General features: G+C 61.3%; 19 protein-coding genes and 3 pseudogenes. 7 read left to right on the top strand and 15 right to left on the bottom strand.

The window, feature by feature from the left end; genetic code table 11:
* The first annotated feature begins 210 nt into the window (after positions 1-210).
* Both cra and AC3B5Q_RS03775 read left to right on the top strand, forming a co-directional pair.
* Positions 211-1,206: a catabolite repressor/activator gene (cra, locus tag AC3B5Q_RS03780; protein WP_021781726.1), complete on the top strand. Its 996-nt coding sequence runs from the start codon at positions 211-213 to the stop codon at positions 1,204-1,206.
* 2 nt (positions 1,207-1,208) lie between these two features.
* Positions 1,209-1,985, top strand: a complete 777-nt coding sequence (locus tag AC3B5Q_RS03775) for a TatD family hydrolase (protein ID WP_021781725.1) — start codon at positions 1,209-1,211, stop codon at positions 1,983-1,985.
* A gap of 44 nt (positions 1,986-2,029) precedes the next feature.
* Here the strand turns inward: AC3B5Q_RS03775 and ampE are convergent, their stop codons facing one another.
* From ampE to AC3B5Q_RS03760, 3 genes are all read right to left on the bottom strand, one after another.
* Positions 2,030-2,860, bottom strand: coding sequence for a regulatory signaling modulator protein AmpE (ampE, locus tag AC3B5Q_RS03770; RefSeq protein ID WP_021781724.1), 831 nt, complete (start codon positions 2,858-2,860; stop codon positions 2,030-2,032).
* The gene (ampD, locus tag AC3B5Q_RS03765; RefSeq protein ID WP_021781723.1) at positions 2,857-3,429 is read right to left on the bottom strand and encodes a 1,6-anhydro-N-acetylmuramyl-L-alanine amidase AmpD; all 573 of its coding nucleotides are present in this window, start codon (positions 3,427-3,429) and stop codon (positions 2,857-2,859) included. Before ampD ends, ampE begins: the two co-directional genes overlap by 4 nt.
* Before the next feature lie 88 nt (positions 3,430-3,517).
* Positions 3,518-5,677, bottom strand: coding sequence for a DUF1631 domain-containing protein (locus tag AC3B5Q_RS03760; protein WP_274149819.1), 2,160 nt, complete (start codon positions 5,675-5,677; stop codon positions 3,518-3,520).
* Between the two features lie 242 nt (positions 5,678-5,919).
* Between AC3B5Q_RS03760 and nadC the strand changes: the two genes are divergently transcribed.
* Positions 5,920-6,768, top strand: coding sequence for a carboxylating nicotinate-nucleotide diphosphorylase (gene nadC / locus AC3B5Q_RS03755; protein ID WP_488392834.1), 849 nt, complete (start codon positions 5,920-5,922; stop codon positions 6,766-6,768).
* A gap of 75 nt (positions 6,769-6,843) precedes the next feature.
* Here the strand turns inward: nadC and trxB are convergent, their stop codons facing one another.
* Positions 6,844-7,806: a thioredoxin-disulfide reductase gene (gene trxB, locus AC3B5Q_RS03750; RefSeq protein WP_003247318.1), complete on the bottom strand. Its 963-nt coding sequence runs from the start codon at positions 7,804-7,806 to the stop codon at positions 6,844-6,846.
* Positions 7,807-8,136: 330 nt separating this feature from the next.
* Between trxB and cysZ the strand changes: the two genes are divergently transcribed.
* Positions 8,137-8,865 (top strand): sulfate transporter CysZ, encoded by a 729-nt coding sequence (gene cysZ, locus AC3B5Q_RS03745; RefSeq protein WP_021781720.1) that lies wholly within the window; start codon positions 8,137-8,139, stop codon positions 8,863-8,865.
* Positions 8,866-8,909: 44 nt separating this feature from the next.
* Here the strand turns inward: cysZ and AC3B5Q_RS03740 are convergent, their stop codons facing one another.
* The 5 genes and pseudogenes from AC3B5Q_RS03740 to AC3B5Q_RS03720 all read right to left on the bottom strand — a co-directional run.
* Complete coding sequence (locus AC3B5Q_RS03740) at positions 8,910-9,527, bottom strand: GAD-like domain-containing protein (RefSeq protein WP_488392833.1); 618 nt, start codon at positions 9,525-9,527, stop codon at positions 8,910-8,912.
* 342 nt (positions 9,528-9,869) lie between these two features.
* The gene (locus AC3B5Q_RS03735; RefSeq protein ID WP_021783463.1) at positions 9,870-10,493 is read right to left on the bottom strand and encodes a GAD-like domain-containing protein; all 624 of its coding nucleotides are present in this window, start codon (positions 10,491-10,493) and stop codon (positions 9,870-9,872) included.
* Between the two features lie 91 nt (positions 10,494-10,584).
* Positions 10,585-10,815 (bottom strand): annotated as a pseudogene (locus tag AC3B5Q_RS03730) (DUF6861 domain-containing protein); the annotation flags it as partial.
* A gap of 224 nt (positions 10,816-11,039) precedes the next feature.
* Positions 11,040-11,453, bottom strand: a pseudogene (locus AC3B5Q_RS03725) (methyl-accepting chemotaxis protein); the annotation flags it as partial.
* Between the two features lie 174 nt (positions 11,454-11,627).
* Positions 11,628-12,227: pseudogene (locus AC3B5Q_RS03720) on the bottom strand (PAS domain-containing protein); the annotation flags it as partial.
* Between the two features lie 307 nt (positions 12,228-12,534).
* Between AC3B5Q_RS03720 and AC3B5Q_RS03715 the strand changes: the two are divergent.
* On the top strand, positions 12,535-13,725 hold the full coding sequence (locus AC3B5Q_RS03715; RefSeq protein WP_103443495.1) for a glycosyltransferase family 4 protein: 1,191 nt from the start codon (positions 12,535-12,537) through the stop codon (positions 13,723-13,725).
* 64 nt (positions 13,726-13,789) lie between these two features.
* Here the strand turns inward: AC3B5Q_RS03715 and AC3B5Q_RS03710 are convergent, their stop codons facing one another.
* Both AC3B5Q_RS03710 and AC3B5Q_RS03705 read right to left on the bottom strand, forming a co-directional pair.
* Positions 13,790-14,272, bottom strand: a complete 483-nt coding sequence (locus AC3B5Q_RS03710; protein WP_003247324.1) for a glutathione peroxidase — start codon at positions 14,270-14,272, stop codon at positions 13,790-13,792.
* Between the two features lie 145 nt (positions 14,273-14,417).
* Positions 14,418-14,903 (bottom strand): FKBP-type peptidyl-prolyl cis-trans isomerase, encoded by a 486-nt coding sequence (locus AC3B5Q_RS03705; protein ID WP_003247325.1) that lies wholly within the window; start codon positions 14,901-14,903, stop codon positions 14,418-14,420.
* Here AC3B5Q_RS03705 and AC3B5Q_RS03700 point away from each other — a divergent pair.
* Together AC3B5Q_RS03700 and pta are read left to right on the top strand one after the other, a co-directional pair.
* Entirely contained in the window at positions 14,902-15,204 is a 303-nt protein-coding gene (locus AC3B5Q_RS03700; RefSeq protein WP_028698065.1) for a DUF3565 domain-containing protein, read from the top strand. The two genes, AC3B5Q_RS03705 and AC3B5Q_RS03700, sit on opposite strands and share 2 nt — an antisense overlap.
* A 31-nt stretch (positions 15,205-15,235) precedes the next feature.
* The gene (pta, locus tag AC3B5Q_RS03695) at positions 15,236-17,323 is read left to right on the top strand and encodes a phosphate acetyltransferase (protein WP_021783469.1); all 2,088 of its coding nucleotides are present in this window, start codon (positions 15,236-15,238) and stop codon (positions 17,321-17,323) included.
* Between the two features lie 77 nt (positions 17,324-17,400).
* Here the strand turns inward: pta and AC3B5Q_RS03690 are convergent, their stop codons facing one another.
* From AC3B5Q_RS03690 to AC3B5Q_RS03675, 4 genes are all read right to left on the bottom strand, one after another.
* On the bottom strand, positions 17,401-18,120 hold the full coding sequence (locus AC3B5Q_RS03690; protein WP_003247328.1) for a YiaD family glycine zipper/OmpA-like lipoprotein: 720 nt from the start codon (positions 18,118-18,120) through the stop codon (positions 17,401-17,403).
* A 109-nt stretch (positions 18,121-18,229) separates the two neighbouring features.
* The gene (locus tag AC3B5Q_RS03685) at positions 18,230-18,874 is read right to left on the bottom strand and encodes an MBL fold metallo-hydrolase (RefSeq protein WP_021783470.1); all 645 of its coding nucleotides are present in this window, start codon (positions 18,872-18,874) and stop codon (positions 18,230-18,232) included.
* Positions 18,875-19,208: 334 nt separating this feature from the next.
* Positions 19,209-19,901 (bottom strand): sensor histidine kinase, encoded by a 693-nt coding sequence (locus AC3B5Q_RS03680; RefSeq protein ID WP_021783471.1) that lies wholly within the window; start codon positions 19,899-19,901, stop codon positions 19,209-19,211.
* Complete coding sequence (locus tag AC3B5Q_RS03675; protein WP_021783472.1) at positions 19,898-21,505, bottom strand: tetratricopeptide repeat-containing response regulator; 1,608 nt, start codon at positions 21,503-21,505, stop codon at positions 19,898-19,900. Before AC3B5Q_RS03675 ends, AC3B5Q_RS03680 begins: the two co-directional genes overlap by 4 nt.
* Positions 21,506-21,528: the final 23 nt, after the last annotated feature.

Below are 21,528 nucleotides of genomic sequence, written 5' to 3'. Positions count from 1 at the left end.
AGCCTTGCACGGGTGGCAGCCGAGGCAGAAAAATCGGCAGCTGAAACGTTTAATCTGACCAGGCGGCCACGTTACTCGATAATCTGCCCAGTAAAAAGCCCCATCCTGTCGGACAATTGCGACAATGGTCGTCTGCGCGTGATGCCTGTACCGGGTCAAACTACCCGGTCCGGCCTCACAGCCAGCCCCGGTAATAACAAGGAAAATTCGGTGAAACTCAGCGATATCGCCCGTCTGGCCGGTGTGTCCGTGACCACTGCCAGCTACGTCATCAATGGCAAGGCTGAACAGCAGCGCATCAGTAACAGTACTGTCGAGCGGGTACGCGCGGTGGTCGAAGCCCACGGCTTCACCCCCAACCCGCAGGCAGCTGGGCTGCGCAGCCGGCATACCCGCACCCTGGGCTTCATTCTCCCGGATCTGGAGAACCCCAGCTACGCCCGCATTGCCAAGCAACTGGAGCAAGGCGCCCGCGCCCGCGGCTACCAGCTTCTGATCGCCAGCAGCGACGACCAGCCAGACAGCGAGCGCCAACTGCAGCAGCTGTTTCGTGCGCGCCGCTGCGATGCGCTGTTCGTTGCCAGTTGCCTGCCGCCAGAAGATGACAGCTACCGCGAGCTGCAGGACAAAGGCCTGCCGGTGATAGCCATCGACCGCCGTCTGGACCCCGCACACTTCTGCTCGGTGATCAGCGACGACCGCGATGCCAGCCGCCAGCTGGCCGCCAGCCTGCTCAGCGCGGCACCACGTAGCATAGCCCTGATAGGCGCGCGCCCCGAGCTGTCGGTTAGCCAGGCGCGTGCCGGCGGATTCGACGAAGCCCTGCAAGGCTATACCGGCGAAGTGCGCCGCTATCAGGGCGAAGCGTTCAGCCGCGAGTGCGGCCAGCGCCTGATGCAGCAACTGATCGACGACCTGGGTGGCCTGCCTGATGCTCTGGTGACCACTTCGTACGTACTGTTGCAGGGCGTGTTCGACACCCTCCAGGCGCGCCCGGTCGACTCGCGCCAACTGCAGCTGGGTACCTTTGGCGACAACCAGTTGCTCGACTTCCTGCCGCTGCCGGTCAATGCCATGGCCCAGCAGCATGGCCAGATTGCCGCCACTGCGCTTGAACTGGCACTGGCCGCCATCGAGGAAAAACGCTATGAACCCGGCGTGCATGCTGTTGGCCGCACCTTCAAGCAACGTATCTCAGCGACCTGAACATGCGCCTGATCGACACCCACACCCACCTGGATTTCCCCGACTTCGACGCCGACCGCCCGCGCCTGCTTGCCAACGCGGCGGCGCGTGGGCTGGAGCGGATGGTGGTGTTGGGGGTGTACCAGGCGAATTTCCAACGGGTGTGGGAACTGGCCTGCGCCGAGCCGCGCCTGTTCGCCGCACTTGGCCTGCACCCGGTCTACCTCGACCAGCATCGACCTGAGCACCTACTGCAACTGCGCGAGTGGCTGGAGCGCCTGCGCGACAACCCGCGACTATGTGCCGTGGGTGAGTTTGGCCTGGACTACTACCTTACAGACCTGGACAAGACTCGCCAGCAGGCGCTGTTCGAAGCGCAACTGCAGATGGCTTGCGACTTCGAACTACCGGCCCTGCTGCACGTGCGCCGCAGCCATGCCCAAGTGATTGCCACGCTCAAGCGCTACAAGCCCGCGCGGGCGGGGGTGATTCATGCGTTTGCCGGCAGCTACGAAGAGGCCCGCGAGTACATCAAGCTGGGGTTCATGCTGGGGTTGGGCGGTGCGGCTACCTGGCCGCAGGCACTGCGGCTGCGCAAGACCCTGGCGCGGCTGCCATTGGACAGCGTGGTGCTGGAGACTGATGCACCGGACATGGCACCGGTGATGTACCCGGGGGTACGCAACAGCCCGGAGCATCTGCCAGACATTGCTGCGGCGCTGGCGCAAGTGATGGGACTGGATGTCGAGGTGCTGGCACAGGCCAGCACCCGCAATGCTTGCGCGTTGTTTGGCTGGTGAAACCCAGGTGAACGGGATTCCCGTGGGATGCGATTGGCCCGCAATCAGACCAGCACGGTCCACAGCGCAAAACCTGCATACCACAGCACTGCGCAGCGCAGCAGCAGTTCCCACAGGCTGTCCAGCCGCCCCAACCCGCGCTGACTGTCTTCTTCCTCGGGAATGTCATCGGCAATGCGCCCGACCCGAGCCACCAGGTGCCCGGCACTGATGTGCCAATTGAGCACCTCGTGCAGCATCACCCTTGTAACCGCAAGGAAGTTGCCCACCAAGGCAAAGCTCAACGCCAGCGCCCGCACCGGCAACCAGTCCATGATGTGCCGCAACTGCTCGGCACGTACCTTCAGCGCCGGCTGCTTGCTGTGTTCACCACACAGCGCCAACAGTCGATAAGCCAGCGCAGCGCCAGGGCCCAACACGAAATACCAGAAGATCACCGCAAAAAAGCCCTGGTACACCTGCCACAGCAAATTACCCTGCACCCGCACCAGCAGGCTGTGCGGTTCATCGGCCACCAGGCCAAGGTCGCGCTCGGCCACGTGCAGCGCCGCCTGATCGTCCCCCCGCCGCCAGGCATCACGAAACGCCCCCAGCGATGCCTTCGCATCGCCGCGACCCAGGCTGTAGATCAGCACCAGCAGGTGCACCGGCAACGCCAGCAAACCATAGGCCACCGGCTCCAGCACATGCAGCAGCAACACCAGCAGCGCTACTGGTGCCAACACCAGGATGGCCAACGTCCACCATGGGTGCACCTTGCCGTTGCGTTCCAGACGCACCAGTTCGCCAAGAAAGAACCCGTCGCGCTGCACCCGATGGCGCAGGGCTGAAAACTTCTCGACCCACAGCGCCAGCAACAACACCAGAAAACTCATGCCTTGTCCTCGTTGTGCTGCAGCGCCTGGCGGTAGCGCGGCCAGTCGAAGGCCGGGCCGGGGTCAGTCTTGCGCTGCGGGGCAATGTCGCTGTGGCCCTGAATGCGGTTCAGGTCGATGGCCGGCCAGGCATCGCGGATGTGCCGGGTGAGTTGTTCCAGCACCGCATACTGGGCATCGGTATAGGGCAGGTCGTCGGTGCCTTCCAGTTCGATGCCGATGGAAAAGTCGTTACAGCCTTCGCGCCCGTCAAAGCTCGACACACCCGCATGCCAAGCACGGTCATGCAACGACACGAACTGAGTCACCGCGCCGTCACGCTCGACGAACAGGTGCGCCGACACGGTCAGGTGGTTGATGCTGGCAAAATACGGGTGTTCATCAGGGGCCAGGCGGTTCTGGAAGAATTGCTGCACCTTGCCCGTGCCGAAACAGGCCGGGGGCAGGCTGATGTTGTGGATCACCAGCAGGGAAATCGATTCGCCTTCAGGGCGCGTATTGAAGTTCGGCGAGGGGCAGTGGGTGATTCCGATTCCGTGGAACCAGCCAGTGGCACGGTCCAATTGCATGGGCAGATCCTGAAAAACGCCGTGAACATGCCCACAGTATGCCCTGCCGTCAACGCCGTGTGCATGTGAATGATTGTAATGCGTCTGCCTATTGCGCCTGCCCTTGCCGCAAGCTATCAAGTACCGCCTCCAGCGCCCGCTCGAACAACAGGCGGTCATCCAGCACGCGCACTTCGTGCCGCTGAAATGCCTGGGCCAGGCTGGCGCTGCTCCACTCGCGCACTTTCATGCCGGTGCGGTTGGCGAACACCAGCCTATCGCTGCTGTCGATGCGCGCGACCAGCTTGCAGCGCAGTGGTTCATCCTCGTCGAGTGCCTCGACCCAGGTGCCGATGCGCAGGCGTTGAGCCTGGCGCAGCGCTGCAGCCTGCCCCTCGGCAGCGTGCAGGGGCACGCAGGCGGGCTCTTCGGCAATCGCCAGCACAATCTCTTCGGCCACCAGCACGTCACCCAAGGATTGGCCCTCACCTGCTGGCAACGCCTCTTTACCTGCGCAGGCGCGCAGGTGCAATTGTTCCAGTTGCAGGAAGAACTCGCGGGTCGCCACCGCGTCCAGGGCTACGCTGGCCAGGCCATCGCGCAGCGCCTTGAGCAGGGCCGGCACCTGCTGCAACAAGGTTTGCGGCTCATGCGGCGGCGTGATGCTGACCAGCAGCATGTCCATCGTCTGCAATGCGTCGCGCCAGGCCTGTGAGGCCTCGCCCTGCTTCAGCCAAGCCAACAGCAGTACCTGGCTCCAGGCCTGCACCAGCATTTGCACCACCACCTGCGGCAATACCCGACCACGCAGGCGCTGGTTGAGCACATGCTGCACCTGCTGCCGGGCCTGCAGTGCCCGGGCACGGCCTTCTTCGGCGTCGCGAGTGCGTTGTTCCAGCAACTCGTTGCGTCGCCGTTCGTCCTGATTGAATGCCAGGAAGTCGTCGAGCAGCTCGGCGAACAGGCTTGCATCGTCGGCAAAATCATTGAGCAGGCGTTGGACGATACGCTCTACCCGCAAATGCAAGCTGTCACGCTGGCCTTCGCTGCCGCACTCCCAGCCAATCGCGGCGCCGGCGATTTCGTTGATCAGCCGGCGCGCCGGATGGCTACCCCGGCTGAACAGCCCCTTGTCCAGTAATGCCACCTTGAGCAGGGGAATATGAAGGCGCGCAATCAGCGCCCGCAGGCTGGCGGGCAGGTTGTCGTCGTTGTGGATGAATGCGAACAGCAAGCCAACCAGGTTGATCACGTCTTCGTCAGCCACTCCAAGGCGCCGACGCGTGCCGCTGCGCACACTCACCCGCAACAACAGTTGCTCAAGCTGCTGGCCGAGCTCGAAGTCATCGGCCTCGTGGGTGGCGGGCACGTAGCGCTGCAAATGCGAAAGGAGCCGGAGCAGGTCGGCGGTACTGATCGGCTGGGCGGTAGCCACCGCGTGCAACCGCGGAGCGAACTGCCCGCGTACCGGCGCCAGTAGTGCCTGCAACGAGTCGAAAAACGCCTGCCCTGCGGCGTCCGCCCCCACCTCCTGGCCAAGGTTCGCCGGCCCTGGGCGCGCACGCATGCGCCGGTCTTCGGCACGCCGGCGCGGCGCCGGTTGCAGTTCGGGCAGTATGCCGGCAGCGACCAGCAACTGGTTGGCTTCGCCATAGATCACATCGACATCGCGCAACACATAACGCTCGAACAGCTTCAGCAGCACCAGCTTGACCCGCAGGCCAACACCCAGATTCCGCCCGGCATCGAGGAAGTAACGACACAGCGCGGCAGGCCCCAATGGGTTGTGCTGCTCGTACAGGGGCCGGTCGAGCAATGCCTGCAGGCGCAAACCCAGTTGCTGCAGGGCAATGCCATCGCGTGACAGCACCCGCGCCACCATGCCCTCAATGGCGGCGGCCCGCTCCATTTGAGCCTTGCTGCGCGGGTTGCCCGGCTGGGCCAGGTTTGCCAGCAAGTCGACCTGGCCGGTTCGGAGGAAAGCATCATGGAACGTATCCAGAAAACCACGCTCGATGCTCTTGCGCTTCAGACGCAGGTCACGCATGGCCTCGAAGTACAGGTTTTGGTCACCGCGGTCCAAGGCCTTGTCGGCCATTTCGAAGAGCGTGTCATCGGCATTGTCGAACAAGTCCTGCAGCCCCTGACGCAACTGCAACGCGGCCTTGTCGCGCACCTGCAGCAACAGGACCGGAAGGCAAGGCAGAGGCGTACGCCCCCCTTGGTCGATGGCTGCCGCCAAGGCCACCACCTTGCCTTCTTTTTGCATCCTGGACTCCTTGCAGGGTGTCTTGCCCGAAAGGGCTGAAAATCGTCAAAGCTATGACGCCAAATACTGGTCACCATTATCGGTAAAAAATCGTATGCCTGCCAGCGCCGTTTCGCTGGTTGGCTAATGACCCTGCTCTGCTCCGATTACTCACAATGCCCGACCAAAGGTCAGCACCAAGGCGGCTGTACACACAGGCCCCCTGCCCTATAATCGCGGGCACCTAGCTTGTGGAGCCGACCATGCCGAACCTACGCCTTGCCGACCTGACCGCTGAAATTGAAGCCAACGTGCGCCGCGCGCTGTTGGAGGACATCGGCAGTGGCGATATCACCGCGCAACTGATCCCGGCCGAGCGCCTGGCCAAGGCGACCATCATCACCCGCGAAGACTGCGTGGTCGCCGGTACCGCCTGGGTCGATGCCGTGTTCCGCCAGCTCGACCCGCGCGTTGCTGTGCACTGGCAGGTGGCCGACGGTGAGCAGGCCACTGCCAATCAACCGTTGTTCCACCTGGAAGGCCCGGCCCGTTCGCTGCTCAGTGGTGAGCGCAGCGCACTGAACTTCCTGCAGATGCTGTCGGGGGTCGCCACCCGTGCGCGCTTCCTCGCCGACCTGGTAGCAGGCACCCAGGTGCGCCTGCTGGACACCCGCAAAACCCTGCCCGGCCTTCGCCTGGCGCAAAAGTACGCGGTTACCTGCGGTGGTTGCGACAACCACCGCATAGGCCTGTACGACGCCTTCCTGATCAAGGAAAACCACATTGCCGCCAGCGGCGGCGTGGCCGAGGCCGTGGCCGCAGCGCACCGCATTGCGCCGGGCAAGCCGGTTGAAATCGAGGTCGAAAGCCTGGATGAACTGCGCCAGGCACTGGCCGCTGGCGCGGACATCATCATGCTCGACGAGTTGAACCTGGACGAAATGCGCGAAGCCGTGCGCATTACCGCTGGCAAAGCCAAGCTTGAAGCCAGCGGCGGCGTAAACGAAACGACCCTGCAGGTGATTGCCGAGACAGGGGTGGACTACATCTCGATTGGCGCCATGACCAAGGATGTGAAAGCGGTGGACCTGTCGATGCGACTGAGCCTGTGAGCTGATTGCAGACAATAAAAAACCGGCGCTTGGCCGGTTTTTTATTGGGGGCGCTTTGCCCCCCTTTTTCTCAGATCAGAACGAGGCGTTGGCCAAACCGTCCAGGTAGCGCTCGACATCCAGCGCTGCCATGCAACCCGCACCGGCCGAAGTGATGGCCTGGCGGTAAACGTGGTCAGCCACGTCGCCAGCGGCAAACACACCCTCGACGTTGGTAGCGGTGGCGTTGCCTTCGCGGCCGCCGTTGACTACCAGGTAGCCGTCTTTCAGGGTCAGCTGGCCTTCGAACAGCGAAGTGTTCGGGGTGTGGCCAATGGCGATGAACACACCGTCGACCTTGATTTCGTCGCTGCTGCCGTCGTTGTTCTTCAGACGCGCACCGGTTACGCCCATGTTGTCACCCAGCACTTCGTCCAGGGTGGCGTTGAGCTTAAGCTCGATCTTGCCTTCGGCCACACGGGCGTTCAGTTTGTCGACCAGGATCTTCTCGGCGCGGAAGGTCTCGCGACGGTGTACCAGGGTCACTTTGCTGGCGATGTTGGCCAGGTACAGTGCCTCTTCCACGGCAGTGTTGCCACCGCCCACCACGGCGACCGGCTTGTTGCGGTAGAAGAAACCGTCACAGGTGGCACAGGCCGAAACACCCTTGCCCATGAAGGTTTCTTCCGACGGCAGGCCCAGGTAGCGAGCGCTGGCGCCAGTGGCGATGATCAGCGCATCACAGGTGTACTTGCCGCTGTCACCCTGCAGGGTGAACGGCTTGTTGGCCAGGTCGACAGCGTTGATGTGGTCGAAGACGATTTCGGTTTCAAAACGCTCGGCGTGCTCTTGCATACGCTGCATCAGGGCCGGGCCGGTCAGGCCGTGGGGGTCGCCCGGCCAGTTGTCGACTTCGGTGGTGGTGGTCAGCTGGCCACCAGCCTGCATGCCGGTAATCAGCAGCGGCTTGAGGTTGGCACGGGCGGCATACACCGCAGCGCTGTAACCGGCAGGGCCGGAACCGAGAATGATGACGCGCGAATGACGTACTTCAGACATGTCGAACTCCTGTCGAGCGGGCCGCAGGGCCGGCATCGGTGTACCGGCTGCGCCAGCCAAGAAATTAAAAAGGACCCACGCAGCACTTGGGGAAGGCTAAAACGCGCAGGCCCGCAAAGCGAAAAGTTGAGCGCACTGTAGCGAGGTCGCAAAGATTAAGGAAATATCCTTAGACAATCCACCTCATAGGCATCGCCTATGCTGCGATTTCATCGATAAACACGCGCCGGGCGCTTTTGTTACATCCCGTTTCCCGCCCACTGCGTGCCTTTCGTCGGCGCGGCAAACTCGGTAAGGTCAGCGCGTTTTCCTTCTCTGCGGAGTATCTAGATGCAAGCCCCTGTCCTCTCTGGCCCCCAATACTTGCGCGAAGGCCTGAAACTGGTGCTGAGCCCCAACCTACGGTTGTTCGTGCTGCTGCCACTGGCGGTCAACCTGTTGCTGTTCGGTGGCCTGATCTACTTCGCCGGCCACCAGTTCGGCATGTGGCTCGATGCCCTGATGCCCACGCTGCCTGACTGGCTGAGCTTCCTCAGCTACATCCTCTGGCCGCTGTTCGTTGCCTTGCTGGTGCTGATGGTGTTCTTCACCTTCACCTTGGTGGCCAATATCATTGCCGCGCCGTTCAACGGCTTTCTGGCGGAAAAGGTCGAGGTGGTAGTGCGTGGCGAAGACACCTTCCCAGCCTTCAGCTGGGGCGAGCTGGCAGCCATGGTACCGCGCACCTTCAGCCGCGAAATGCGCAAGCTGGGCTACTTCCTGCCACGCGCCATCGGCCTGTTCGTCCTGTCGCTGATCCCGGTGGTCAACGTGGTGGCTGCGCCGCTGTGGCTGATCTTCGGCGTGTGGATGATGGCCATCCAGTACATCGACTACCCGGCGGACAACAACAAGATGACCTGGCAGGACATGCTCGCCTGGCTGCGCCAGAAGCGCTGGCAGAGCCTGGGCTTTGGCGGCATCACCTACCTGGCGCTGATGATTCCAGGCGTGAACGTGCTGATGATGCCGGCGGCGGTGGCCGGGGCTACGTTGTTCTGGGTGCGGGAGCGGAGCTGAAGGAGCGAGGGGCTGCAGGGCAGCCCCTTTTTGCGGATTGCTTTTTAGAAGTCGGAGAAACTGTAGGGTTCGAGGGTGGCAATCTGAGAAAGCAGTATTAGATGTTCCACTGCCTTAACCTTCTCGAGGTTAGCAAGGTCGCTTGACCCGCCGAATGCCAAGGCTGGAACGAACCCATACATTTCATCATGCTTTAGCATGCCCAATTTCTTCTTTGCGGGCTCGAACATACCATCAAAGTCAACAGACGCCTTCTCTTTGCCAAGGAAGAAACCTTGCACTTCCCTGTCCATATCCGCCACCGTCAACTCATATTCACTGCCCCTGTATCGTGAAATATGAGCCAAAATCTTTACTGAGAAACCCGTTTGCTCTCCAAAGAGATACAGGTCACCAAATGCGCCGCGAGCGATCAGGTGGTATCTATCCCGCTTCTCCAATATTGTGCCTTCGATAAGCGAGGCAGTTACCCCTTCATATTCCTGGGGATTGACAGTCCAAAATATCCCGTCACCATACCCGCACCAACCGTGCTCACTCCAATACTCTAACAATTTGTTCGGCAAGATGCCTCTGTATCGATCCAGACTTGAGGGAGGAACCTCCTGTCGAAAAAACGGCTCACCAACTTGCTCTACAAACAGGGAAAAAACCTCATCCACGGCGAAAACCTCAAGCGACTAGCATTCATGGATTGTGCAAAGCTGCTAGAGATGACAGGGTTTCCTTTGCCTGCTTCACCGAGAGCTTTCTAGCTTCAATGGCATTCATAGCTATCATAAGATCTCTCTGAATTCTCTCCTGTAACTTAGAAGTTCAGCTGCTCAGTTGTTACCGTGGGTGGGGCTGGAGATTTTTATCGTTCTTTAGATCGAGCGCCGCGCAGGCGAAACTCGATCCCATGGCCATTACAAATTATCAAAGACTCAACCGACTGGAAAACTGTTCCACCACGTCCATCACCCGGGCGATTTCCTCGGTGGCGGTGCTGGTTGACTGCGGCATTAATCTGGCTGCTCGGAAAAGGAGTAAGGTTGAAGATCTGTCAATTGCGCCAGAAAGATCAAGTGTTCAACAGCGCTGACTTTTTTAAGATGTTGCAGGGAGTCAGCCCCGCCCAGCATGAGCGCGGGGAAAAAGCCGTACATCTCGTCATGTTTAAGTCTACCCAGTTTTTCCTTGGCGGGATTGAAGAGACCATTGAAATCCATTGACTCCACTTCTCTTGACAAAATAAAGCCTTGAAGCTCAGTATTTAGTTGTTCCTTTGTGAACTCAGTTCGATAAAATATGTACTGAGAGCCCACGCTTGTTATCTCCAATGAAAAGCCAGTTTTCTCTCCCCAAAGGTACAAGTCTCCGAAGGCACTTCTCGCAACCAAATGATAGTTGTCGTACGAAGCAAGTGCCGTGCCTGCAATCCAACAGGAAACTACGGCGTCATATTCTTGCGGATTGACTAGCCAGAATATGCCCTCACCGTAGCCCCCCCACCCATGCTCGGACCAATATTCCAAAAGCTTGGGAGGAAGCTTGTCTCTGTATTTTTCGATTGTGGAGCCAGGTACTTCCCGGCGGTCAATCGGCGGACCGAAATTCTCAATCAAATTGGCAAATACTTTATCCATTTCAACCTTCTCACCTTAGCACTTATGTAATTTGACATTCATGCGGATTGAGCCTCTGAACTCCAGCGGTACCCTTTCGGCCGCTTTCTTTAATGCTGTTGATGTCGAGGTCGGCGAAGCGCTGGCGTAGCATGTGCGCCGCCTGCCATTCAGCCTGGTGGAAGGCTGTGCGGACAGCGTCGACCCGGCGCAGGTTGAGGCCCAGCGAGGCGACCTCTTCATTGAGGCCGGTGCGGAACTGGCCACCGCTTGGGTAGCCCACCATGGCGATGACACGTGACTCGATCTCGTGCCATGAGGGCACGAGGTAATCCAGGTACATGAGGTGTCTCCCTGACAACGTGTGCAGGGGGAAATCCCATCATGGATTCGGATCGGAGGTTTCTGAGTCAGTTGTAGGAAAGTGCGCCTTCGTTTCCGGCATGCTCGGCGAAGTTCAGCTGTTCAGTTGCTAGCGTGAGTAAGGCTGAAATTTTTATCGTTCTTGAGATCGAGCGCCGCGCAGGCGAAGCTCGATCCCATGGCCATTACAAACCCCAAGCCATATCAAAGACTCAGCCGGCTGGAAAACTGCCCCACTACGTCCACTACCCGCTTCGCCCCGTCCTGGATCTCGACAATCACGCTGCCCGTCTCATCCGCCAGCGCCAGCCCCTGTTCGGCCTGGCGCTTGCTGGTATCGATGATCGACACTGCCGCCTGCGCCAGTTGTTCGTTCTGCTGTACCACCCGGGCGATTTCTTCGGTGGCGGTGCTGGTGCGAGAGGCCAGCTGGCGCACTTCGTCGGCAACGACGGCAAAGCCCCGCCCTTGCTCGCCCGCGCGGGCAGCTTCGATGGCCGCGTTAAGGGCCAGCAGGTTGGTCTGCCCGGCAATGTCGCTGATGGTCTTGATGATCGAACCGATCACCCGCGACTGGGTATCCAGCGCCTGGATGCCGTCGGCCGCCTCTTGCATCGAAGCCTCCAGGCCACGCATCACAGTGACAGTCTGGGTGACCACTTCGGTGGCCTTGCGAGCACTGACATCGGTACCCAGCGAGGTGTTGTAGGCGACATCCGCCGCCTCGGCCACTGCCTGCTCCTGGTTGACCTGATCGGTGATCACGGTGGCGAACTTGACCACCTTGTACAGCACATCGTGGGCATCGAAGATCGGGTTGTACGAGGCCTCCAGCCAGATCACCCGACCATGGGCATCGATGCGCTTGAAGCGCTCGGCAACATATTCGCCACGGCGTAGCCTGTCCCAGAACGCTTGGTAGCCGGCCGAGTTGACCTCCTGCGGTTCGCAGAACATGCGGTGGTGCTTACCGCGAATCTGCTCCAGGCGATAACCGACGGTGGCCAGGAAACGTTCGTTGGCAGTGAGAATGATGCCGTCGAGGTCGAACTCGATCACCGCAGTAGAGCGCATCAGCGCCTTGATCAGGCTTTCGTGCTCGCGTGAGGTCTCGATGGTTCGGGTGAGGTCGCTGGAATGCAGGGTGAAGTACTTGATGCGCCCCTCGCTGTTCTTCACCGGCTGCAGGATCGAGCGCAGCCAGGCTTCCTGACCATTGCCGCGCAGAAGACGGAACGCACCGTTCAGGTGTTCGCCACGGCTGATCGCGCTTTTCATGCGCTGGTAGAAGTCCAGTGACTTTACGTGGGCGGGGACGATGTCCTCGATATTGCGTCCAAGCAATTGTTCGGCACGGTAGAGCATCTCGCTCTCGAAGTTGCCGTTGACCATCTCGATCCGTCCCTGAGGGTCGAGCTGCAGCACCAGCATCTCGCTGTCGAGACTACTCTTGACCTGTTCGATGGACATCAGGTCTTCGCGCAGTTGCCGGATTTCTTGCTTGAGCTTGTTGTTGAACATCACCGCTCTCCTGGAGCGCATCACGTAGTCGAATGCATCTTCATCGGCTGCCGGCGACACCTTCTTGAGTGCTGTGCGAGGAAATATTCATAGAGGCAAAAATGCCGGCGATCAGGCGTCATATTTACGTCATAAGGCAGTCACATTAGCGCAACCCGGCAGGCGGAAACTTTTTGTCATGAATACACCCGCGCTACGCATCACCCTGGTCAGCGAAACCTTCCCACCCGAGATCAACGGCGTGGCCAACACCCTTGGCCGCCTCAGCGAAGGGTTGCGCCTGCGCGGCCATGAGGTCGAGGTGGTGCGCCCGCGCCAGGCCGACGAAGGGCACGCGCACAACGACCCGCACCTGATGCTGTGCCGGGGCTGGGCGCTGCCTGGCTACCCGGGTTTGCAGTGGGGCGAGGTGTCGATGCACAAGCTGTTGCGCCGCTGGCGCCGACAGCGCCCGGATGTACTGTACATCGCCACCGAGGGGCCGCTGGGGCTCAGCGCCCTTCGTGCGGCCCGTCGCCTGGGGGTGGCGGTGGTCAGTGGTTTCCACACCAACTTCCCGCAGTATTCCGGCCAGTACGGCCTTGGCCTGCTGGCGCGCCTGCTCACCCACTACTTGCGCTGGTTCCATCGGCGCACGGCAATCACCTTGGTGCCGAGCGCCAGCCAGCGCCTGGAGCTTGAGCGTCGCGGTTTCGAGCGCCTGGAACTGCTGGCACGAGGGGTCGATGCCTGCCTGTTCAATCCGGCCCGACGTAGCCAGGCCTTGCGCGAAAGCTGGGGGCTAGGCCCGGAGGATATCGCCGTCTTGCACGTCGGGCGGCTGGCGGCGGAAAAGAACCTTGGCTTGCTACGGCCTTGCTTTGAGGCATTACGCAAGACGTATCCACAGAAGCGTCTGCGCCTGATCATGGTCGGCGACGGGCCTCAGCGCGCCAGCCTTGAACAACAGATACCGGACGCCGTGTTTTGCGGCGCCCAGCGCGGTGAACGACTGGCCGAGCACTACGCCAGCGGCGACCTGTTCCTGTTCCCGAGCCTGACCGAGACCTTTGGCAATGTGGTGCTCGAAGCCATGGCCTCAGGGTTGGCGGTGGTTGCTTATGACGAGGCAGCCGCAGCGCAGCATATTCGCCATGGCCACAGCGGCGCGCTGGCCATGCCAGGGGACCAGGCTGCGTTTGTCGACGCGGCTTGCTGGTTGCTGGAAGAAGTAGAGACGTTGCGCAGGGTACGCCTGAATGCGCGACAACACGCCAGCCGCCAGGGCTGGCCGGCGATTGTCGAGCAGTTCGAGGAGTATCTGGATAGCGCCTGTCGAAATGTCAGTGCTGCGGCTGGTCGTTCGACGCAGTATGTGCAGCGCCTGTGAGAGTGAGCGCCGCGCAGGCGGCGCTCACTCTCACAGGCGCCACAATGATCGCGCCCGGTACTATTCAGACCAGTGCTTTTTCAATGGCCTGCACCACTGCCGGGTCATCCGGCGCCGTGCGGGGTGAAAAACGCGCCAGCACCCGGCCATCTTTGCCTACCAGAAACTTCTCGAAATTCCAGGTAATGTCACCGGGGAACTCGGCCCCCTCGCCTGCCAGCAGGCGGTACAGCGAATGGCGCTGCGGCCCGTTGACCTCCAGCTTGCCCCCCAGCGGGAAGCTGACCCCGTAGTTGAGGCTGCAGAAGTCCTGGATTTCCTTTTCGCTACCCGGCTCCTGCCCCGCAAACTGGTTGCACGGCAGGCCAAGCACATTGAAACCCTTGTCCTTGTAGATCTGGTAGAGGTTTTCCAGGGCCTTGTATTGCGGCGTCAGGCCACATTTGGAGGCAACGTTGACCACCAGCACCACTTGGCCCTTGAAGGGTGCGAGGGGCAGCTCTCCGCCGTTCAGCGCTTCCAGTTTCAGGTCGTGAAATGCACTCATGATGAAATCCCCTCTCAGGTTCCCGGTTGCCGTGCAGGCGAATTTCGCCCACTAAAAAGGCGCTCGTCCAAACCGTTCACCTCCCGTAGGAAGGCAAATCGGCTTGCCCGAGCGCCTGGCGACTTTCTGAGCTTAGCGCAGAAAATCAGTGGTGATGGCCACCTTCACCGTGGATGTGACGGTGAGCGATTTCTTCGTCGCTGGCGTCACGCACGTTGACAACCTTGACCTGGAAGGTCAGGCGCTGACCAGCCAGCGGGTGGTTGCCATCAACGGTAACGTCGTCGCCGTCGATGTCGCGGATGGTGACGATCTGCATCTGGCCGTCCGGTGCCGAAGCGTGGAACTGCATGCCCACTTCCAGCTCGTCGACACCTTCGAACAGGCTACGGTTCAGGGTGCTGACCAGTTCGGCCAGGTACTCGCCATAGGCCTCTTCAGGTTCGATGGAAACGTTCAACTCGTCACCAGCCTGCTTGCCTTCCAGGGCTTTTTCCAGGCCCGGGATGATGTTGCCGGCACCGTGCAGGTAAACCAGCGGCGCGCCACCGGCGGAGCTGTCGATGGTCTCCCCGGCGTCGTTGGTCAGGGTATAGTCGATGGAGACAGCCTTGTTGGCGGCGATCAGCATGGGGCAAGACCTTTTGCAAAAGAATGTAGAGCGCACAAGTGTAACCAAGCCATCGTCCGATTGCGAACGAACTGCGGACGAGCAACGGCCCATCAGTCGGATCAACGGCTTTCATCAGGACGCAGAAGGCCACTGGGTGGCGGAGCTTTCGTGCGGCCATACCCAGCACCTGCGCCACCAGCCGCCGTGGCAGGCACGCCCGTGGGTGCTCGACCCGGCACAACGTGCGCAACACATCGGCCAGCCTTTCGCTTGCGGCTGGTGCGCACAAGGGGCCGATAGCGCTACCCTTGACCGTTAATTTCTTGCACCGCTTATTTCGAGAAGCACGCATGCAGACATTTTTCATTGCGCCGACCGACTTCGGTGTCGGCCTGACTTCGATCAGCCTGGGCCTGGTGCGCACCCTGGAGCGTGCCGGCCTGAAGGTCGGCTTCTTCAAGCCTATCGCCCAGCCCCACCCGGGTGACACCGGCCCCGAGCGCTCCACCGAACTGGTCGCCCGCACTCACGGCATCAAGCCACCGGTCCCACTGAGCCTGGCCCACGTCGAGCGCATGCTCGGCGATGGCCAGCTGGACGAGTTGCTTGAAGAAATCATCCGCCTCTACCAGCAAGCCTGCGTCGGCAACGACGTTGTCGTGGTCGAGGGAATGGTGCCCACGCGCCACGCCAGCTACGCAGCGCGGGTCAACCTGCACCTGGCCAAGAGCCTGGATGCCGAGGTAATCCTGGTATCGGCCCCGGAAAACGAAGTGCTCAGCGAGCTGTCTGGGCGGGTCGAACTGCAGGCCCAACTGTTTGGCGGCCCACGCGACCCGAAAGTGCTCGGGGTGATCCTCAACAAGGTGCGCACCGACGAGAGCATGGCGGACTTTGCCACCCGCCTGCGCGAGCACTCGCCATTGCTGCGCGGTAATGACTTCCGTCTACTTGGCTGCATACCCTACCAACCCGAGCTGAACGCACCACGGACCCGCGATGTGGCCGAGCTGCTCGGCGCACAGGTGCTCAATGCCGGCGACTACGAGCAGCGGCGCATGAGCAAGATCATCATCTGTGCGCGCACGGTGGCCAACACGGTCCCGCTACTGACCTCGGGTACCCTGGTGGTAACCCCGGGCGACCGCGACGACATCATCCTCGCTGTCAGCCTGGCAGCGATCAATGGCGTGCCACTGGCCGGCTTGCTGCTGACCAGCGACAGCAAGCCTGACGAGCGTATCCTTGGCCTGTGCCGCGGTGCACTGCAGGCCGGCCTGCCGATCCTGTCGGTCAGCACCGGCTCGTACGACACCGCCAACCAGCTCAACTCGCTGAACCGCGAAATCCCGGTGGACGACCGGGAGCGTGCCGAGTTCATCACCGACTTCGTCGCCAGCCATCTCGACGCGGCCTGGCTGCACCAACGCTGCGGTACGCCGCGCGAACTGCGCCTCTCACCGGCAGTGTTCCGCTACCAGCTGATCCAGCGTGCGCAGCAGGCCAACAAGCGCATCGTCCTGCCAGAAGGCGCCGAGCCACTGCTGGTGCAGGCCGCAGCCATCTGCCAGGCCCGCGGCATTGCCCGCTGTGTGCTGTTGGCCAAACCCGAAGATGTCGACGCAGTGGCCCGCGCCCAGGGCATCACGTTGCCGCCGGGGCTGGAGATTCTCGACCCCGAACTGATTCGCGGGCGCTATGTGGAGCCCATGGTCGAGCTGCGCAAAAGCAAGAACCTCAACGCACCGATGGCCGAGCAGCAGCTGGAAGACCCGGTGGTGATCGGCACCATGATGCTGGCCCTGGACGAAGTGGACGGCCTGGTCTCGGGCCTGGTGCACTCCACGGCCAACACCATCCGCCCGGCCCTGCAACTGATCAAGACCGCACCCGGCTCGAGCCTGGTCTCGTCGGTGTTCTTCATGCTGTTCCCTGAGCAGGTGCTGGTGTACGGCGACTGCGTGATGAACCCGCACCCAAGCGCTGCCGAGCTGGCAGAGATTGCCCAGCAGAGTGCCGAATCGGCGCAGGCCTTCGGCATCGCGCCACGGGTGGCGATGATCAGTTATTCAAGCGATTCGGCCAGCGATGAAGAAGTCGAGAAAGTACGCGAAGCAACACGCCTGGCACAGGACGCGGCGCAGGGGCTGCTGATCGACGGGCCGTTACAGTATGACGCGGCGGCAAACCCGGCGATTGCCCGAGAGCTGGCGCCGGCTAGCCCGGTGGCCGGGCGCGCCACGGTATTCGTGTTCCCCGACCTGAATACCGGCAATACCACGCACAAGGCGGTGCAGCGCAGTGCCGACGGGGTCAGCCTGGGGCCGATGCTGCAGGGATTGCGCAAGCCAGTGAACGACTTGCCGCGTGGGGCGCAGGTTGACGATATCGTGCATACCATTGCCCTGACGGCGATTCAGGCTAGCGTAACGCGCTAAAAGCAGAGGCTTTGCCAAGCCTTGTGGGAGCGGGACTGCCCGCTCCCACAAGGCCGCAAGGCGGCCCTGAAGGTCAATCAGGGATACTGCTGAACCTGACCTTGCTGCTCATACTGCTGACCCGGAATCGGCTTCAGGTTCACTTCCACACGGCGGTTCTGCGCACGACCATTGGCGTCAGCGTTGCTGGCGATCGGCTGGTCCGGGCCCATGCCACGTACAGAGATACGCGAGGCATCCACACCCTGCGAAGTCAGGTAGGTGCTGACCGCCTGCGCGCGGCGCTGGGACAGGTCCATGTTGTGCTGGCGGCTGCCAGTGCTGTCGGTGAAGCCGACCACTTCGATGGTGTTCTGGTTGAACTGCTTGAACGAGCCAGCCAGGTTGTTCAGCGGCGAGTAGAAGCTTGGGGCGATGTTGGCCGAGTCGGTGGCGAAGGTGATGTTGCCCGGCATGATCAGCTTGATCTGGTCACCCTGACGCTGTACTTCCACCCCCGTGTTGGCCATTTGCGCGCGCAGCTCGGCTTCCTGCTTGTCGGCGTAGTAGCCATAACCGGCTGCAGCGGCACCCACTGCGGCAGCACCAATCAGTGCACCCTTGCCACGGTTGTTGTGGTCGATCGCAGCACCGGCGATGGCACCGGCCAGCGCCCCCAGGCCGCCGTACTTGGCGGTTTTGCTCATCCCTGTGGAGCCCTGCGCCTGACCCTGGTTGTCGTAAGGATTCTGGCCGGCGCAGCCGGTCATCAGTGCTGCGGCAGTTGCGACGATAATCAGACGACGCATGGTGAACATGGACAAGCTCCTACTGAAATTCATAAATGCGGCAGATCTCGAAGGGATCTATGCCAGCCTTGGATTGCATCGGCAACGAAAAATTCCATGAAAGTGCCTTCATGTGCCATCAGGCACGCACGAACGGGTTTTCGCGCATCTCGTCGCCCAAACGGGTGTCGGGCCCGTGGCCGGTCACCACGATGGCCTCTTCGTCCAGCCGGTACAGCCGCTCCTTGATGGAGCGCACGATTGCCCGCTGGTCGCCACCCCACAAATCAGTGCGGCCAATACCCCGACGGAACAGGGTGTCACCGGCAATCAACAATTTGGCATCGGCAAACCAGAAGCTCATCGAGCCCGGGGTATGGCCAGGCGTATGCAGCGCCACCCCGCAGCCGCAGGCGAGTTCTTCGTCATCGCCCAGCCAGCGGTCCGGTGCCGGTACCGGGGTGTAAGGTACACCGAACATCTGGCACTGCATCTCGAGGTTGTCCCACAGCACTTGGTCGTCCTTGTGCAGGTGCAGCGTGGCACCCGTCAGCTCCTTGAGCTTGCCTGACGCGAGGAAGTGGTCGAAGTGCGCATGGGTGTGGATGATGCTCACCAGCGTCAGGCCGTGGGCCTGCAGGCGGGCAAGGATCTTGTCCACGTCACCACCCGGGTCGACGACAATGGCTTTCTTGGTCAGGGGGTCGCCGATCAGCGTGCAGTTGCACTGCAAGGGGCCGACGGGGAAGGTTTCGCGGATGAGAGCAGGCGGGGCTTGGGTCATGGTGTTCTCGCAGGTGAAGCTGGGTTCTGCTGGGAGCCTGACAGGAAAATGGGGTGGGTGCACGAGGTTCATGTCTTGAGCGAAGTGGCGCCTGTGAGATCGAGCGCCGCCCGCGCGGCGCATCGCGAGCAAGCTCGCTCCTACATTTGTTGCGGGCCAGTTATTCCTGAGGCGGAGGTGCGCGCCACCTTGGTGCCCACCTGGATATTGTGTGGAACAAACAAGGCGGTCGCGCGCGTGGACGCAGGCAATACTGGCCCGAAACAGATGTAGGAGCGAGCTTGCTCGCGATGCGCCGCGCGGGCGGCGCTCGATCGCCCAGGCACCCAATACCTCAAGGCAGGAATAACCTGAACAACCCGCCCCCAAGCGCCCCGCCGTTGGATATCTCGATCCGCCCACGCGCACCACCGCTTTCATGCAACGCTGCAATCCGCGCCGCAAAATACAGCCCAAGGCCAGTGCTGCCGCTGGTCGAGTCAATGCCCTGGATGTACTCCTCCTGGCGCTCGAGCATGTGCTTTGGATAACCCGGGCCGTCATCATTGACGCAAATGGCCAACTGGTTATCGGCCTCTTCGATGGTGATCAGCAAGGCGTGCCCGGCAAAGCGGGTGGCGTTGGTGATAACGTTGGAGATCACCGAGGCCACCAGTTCGCGGTCGAAGAAACCCAGCGGGTTATCGGTGTCGATGCGCCAGGTGGCGAGAATGTCGTTGTGCTTGAGTACTTCCTCGTGCGCCGCCAGCTGGGCTTCGATGAAATCATCCAGCTCATGGTAGTCCGGGCATACCGGCAACTGGTTCACACCCAGTTTGTATAAGCCCAGCAACTGCACCAGCATGCCGTTGAGGTGACGAAATTCATGCTCCATGATCCCTTGTTCGGCACCGCCACGCAGCTCCTCGGGCAAGCGTTCCACCCACTGGCTGTGGGACTGGATCAGCGCCGACAATGAACTTTTGAGGTCGTGCACGGTGGAGGCGATCACCGTGGAAAAATCCAGCCCCTGATTGTCTTGATTCATGCGCCGAACACTCGGATATGCAGTTTGCGGTAACGGTCATAGCGATTGTCGCTGGCAGGGATACCGGCCACGCTGGTGAGGGCGTCGCGGCACTCCTGCATGATCGCAGGCTGAGGGTTGTCACCGCCGATGCGCAGCAGCGCCTGGGCGGTGTTGAGGGCGATGCTGATGTTCTTCGGCTGTAAACCCAATGCCTTGCGGAACATTTGCAACGCCTCTCCAAGCTGCCCTCCCTGGTAACTGCGTACCCCCTGACGATTGAGGGTGACGGCTTCGGTAATGGCGTTGAGCACGCTGGGGTCATCCGTCAGCTTGCCCACTTTCTCCATGACCTTGGGGTCATCGCCATAACTTTCCACACAACTCCTCAGCACTCCGATGGCAGCGGCTTCCTGTCCCATTGCCTGCAATTGCGCAGCGACGGTCAGGGCCGAATCGACCGAGAAGAACTGGTTCATCTTGTCCAGGCGCTGAATCGCCTGTTCTGTCAGCTTGCCGGCCGTTTCCGGGTCACCGGCCTGCTGCAGGCTGGCAGCCTTCATCATCCGCGCACGCACCTGCAGGCCTTGGTCCTCGGGGTTTTCCTTGGCTACCTCGCTGAGCGTGGTGTTGATCTCGACCCGGGTACGGGCGTCCAGGCCGAAGCCTGCATTCTTGCTCATCAACGCCTGGACCAGGCCAAGGTTGTTTTCGGCATCCTTGTAACGCGAACTTTGCCCTTGGTTCACCGCATGGCGAAACGCCTTCGATGCGCTCTCGAAGTCTTCGTTCTCCAGCGCCAGCTTGCCCAGCGTCGACTGCCGACGCACCGACAATGGCGACAGGCGCACGGCTTCTTCAAGCAAGTTCTGCGCGCGCCGGGTATCGCCCTGAGCCACCAGCACCTCGGCCATGCCATCGTACAGGCCTGGCATGATCGGGAACGCCTTGAGCGCCTGCTCGTATACACCCTGGGCCTGGGCATTTTGACCACGCTTGTGCATCAGTGCCCCCAACGCGGCGTAAACCCACGGCTGCGGGCGGCTGGCCAGGATGGCCTTGAGGAACTTTTCCAGTTCCTCGAAGCGGTTGAGGTTGCGCAGGGCATCGGCCCGGTAGCGCAAGCACAATGGAGCCAGGCGCGGATCCCTCTTGCACAGCTCGGCGCAGGCCGCCAGTACTTCGGCCGGGCGGTTGCGGTCCAGCGCTTGCAGGATCGGCTTTAGCAACGTCTTGCGCTGGAACAGTTTCTCGACGCGCTGGGCCAGGCCAACCCGGTTGAACGGTTTGGTCAGGTAGGCATCGGGCTCGTGCTCAATGGCGCTGAGGACAATCGCCTGGCTGCTCTCGGCGGTGACCATGATGAACACGCATTCATGGCTGATGTGCTTGTCGATGATCAGGTCTTCAAGCACCTGTTGCCCGTTCTTCTTGCCATCGCCCAGATGGAAGTCCTGCAGGATGAAGTCATAGCGCTTCTGCGCGCACATGCGCAGCGCCTGCTCGCCGCTGTCAGCGGTGTCCACATCGCGCACGCCCAACTCGCGCAGCATGGAACGGGTCGACGTACGAAAGTCGGTAAAGTCGTCGACGATCAGAAAGCTCTTTTGCCCGTACTGCAGCATCAACACGACCTGCCTTGGAATGA

Source organism: Pseudomonas sp. D5(2026) (assembly GCF_057766845.1).
Note: the sequence above shows the minus strand (reverse complement) of the source record. Positions and strands in the feature narration are given on the sequence as shown.

What these genes read in the sequence shown, in the direction of transcription:
- ampD (WP_021781723.1), bottom strand. Translation starts at nt 3,429, where the DNA reads ATGCAATTGGACCGTGCCACTGGCTGGTTCCACGGAATCGGAATCACC.
- trxB (WP_003247318.1), bottom strand. Translation starts at nt 7,806, where the DNA reads ATGTCTGAAGTACGTCATTCGCGCGTCATCATTCTCGGTTCCGGCCCT.
- nadC (WP_488392834.1), top strand. Translation starts at nt 5,920, where the DNA reads ATGCCGAACCTACGCCTTGCCGACCTGACCGCTGAAATTGAAGCCAAC.
- AC3B5Q_RS03690 (WP_003247328.1), bottom strand. Translation starts at nt 18,120, where the DNA reads ATGTTCACCATGCGTCGTCTGATTATCGTCGCAACTGCCGCAGCACTG.
- AC3B5Q_RS03715 (WP_103443495.1), top strand. Translation starts at nt 12,535, where the DNA reads ATGAATACACCCGCGCTACGCATCACCCTGGTCAGCGAAACCTTCCCA.
- AC3B5Q_RS03735 (WP_021783463.1), bottom strand. Translation starts at nt 10,493, where the DNA reads ATGGATAAAGTATTTGCCAATTTGATTGAGAATTTCGGTCCGCCGATT.
- ampE (WP_021781724.1), bottom strand. Translation starts at nt 2,860, where the DNA reads ATGAGTTTTCTGGTGTTGTTGCTGGCGCTGTGGGTCGAGAAGTTTTCA.
- AC3B5Q_RS03675 (WP_021783472.1), bottom strand. Translation starts at nt 21,505, where the DNA reads ATGCTGCAGTACGGGCAAAAGAGCTTTCTGATCGTCGACGACTTTACC.
- AC3B5Q_RS03775 (WP_021781725.1), top strand. Translation starts at nt 1,209, where the DNA reads ATGCGCCTGATCGACACCCACACCCACCTGGATTTCCCCGACTTCGAC.
- pta (WP_021783469.1), top strand. Translation starts at nt 15,236, where the DNA reads ATGCAGACATTTTTCATTGCGCCGACCGACTTCGGTGTCGGCCTGACT.
- AC3B5Q_RS03680 (WP_021783471.1), bottom strand. Translation starts at nt 19,901, where the DNA reads ATGAATCAAGACAATCAGGGGCTGGATTTTTCCACGGTGATCGCCTCC.
- AC3B5Q_RS03760 (WP_274149819.1), bottom strand. Translation starts at nt 5,677, where the DNA reads ATGCAAAAAGAAGGCAAGGTGGTGGCCTTGGCGGCAGCCATCGACCAA.
- AC3B5Q_RS03705 (WP_003247325.1), bottom strand. Translation starts at nt 14,903, where the DNA reads ATGCTGATCGCCGCCAACAAGGCTGTCTCCATCGACTATACCCTGACC.
- AC3B5Q_RS03710 (WP_003247324.1), bottom strand. Translation starts at nt 14,272, where the DNA reads ATGAGTGCATTTCACGACCTGAAACTGGAAGCGCTGAACGGCGGAGAG.
- cysZ (WP_021781720.1), top strand. Translation starts at nt 8,137, where the DNA reads ATGCAAGCCCCTGTCCTCTCTGGCCCCCAATACTTGCGCGAAGGCCTG.
- AC3B5Q_RS03700 (WP_028698065.1), top strand. Translation starts at nt 14,902, where the DNA reads ATGGGGCAAGACCTTTTGCAAAAGAATGTAGAGCGCACAAGTGTAACC.
- AC3B5Q_RS03685 (WP_021783470.1), bottom strand. Translation starts at nt 18,874, where the DNA reads ATGACCCAAGCCCCGCCTGCTCTCATCCGCGAAACCTTCCCCGTCGGC.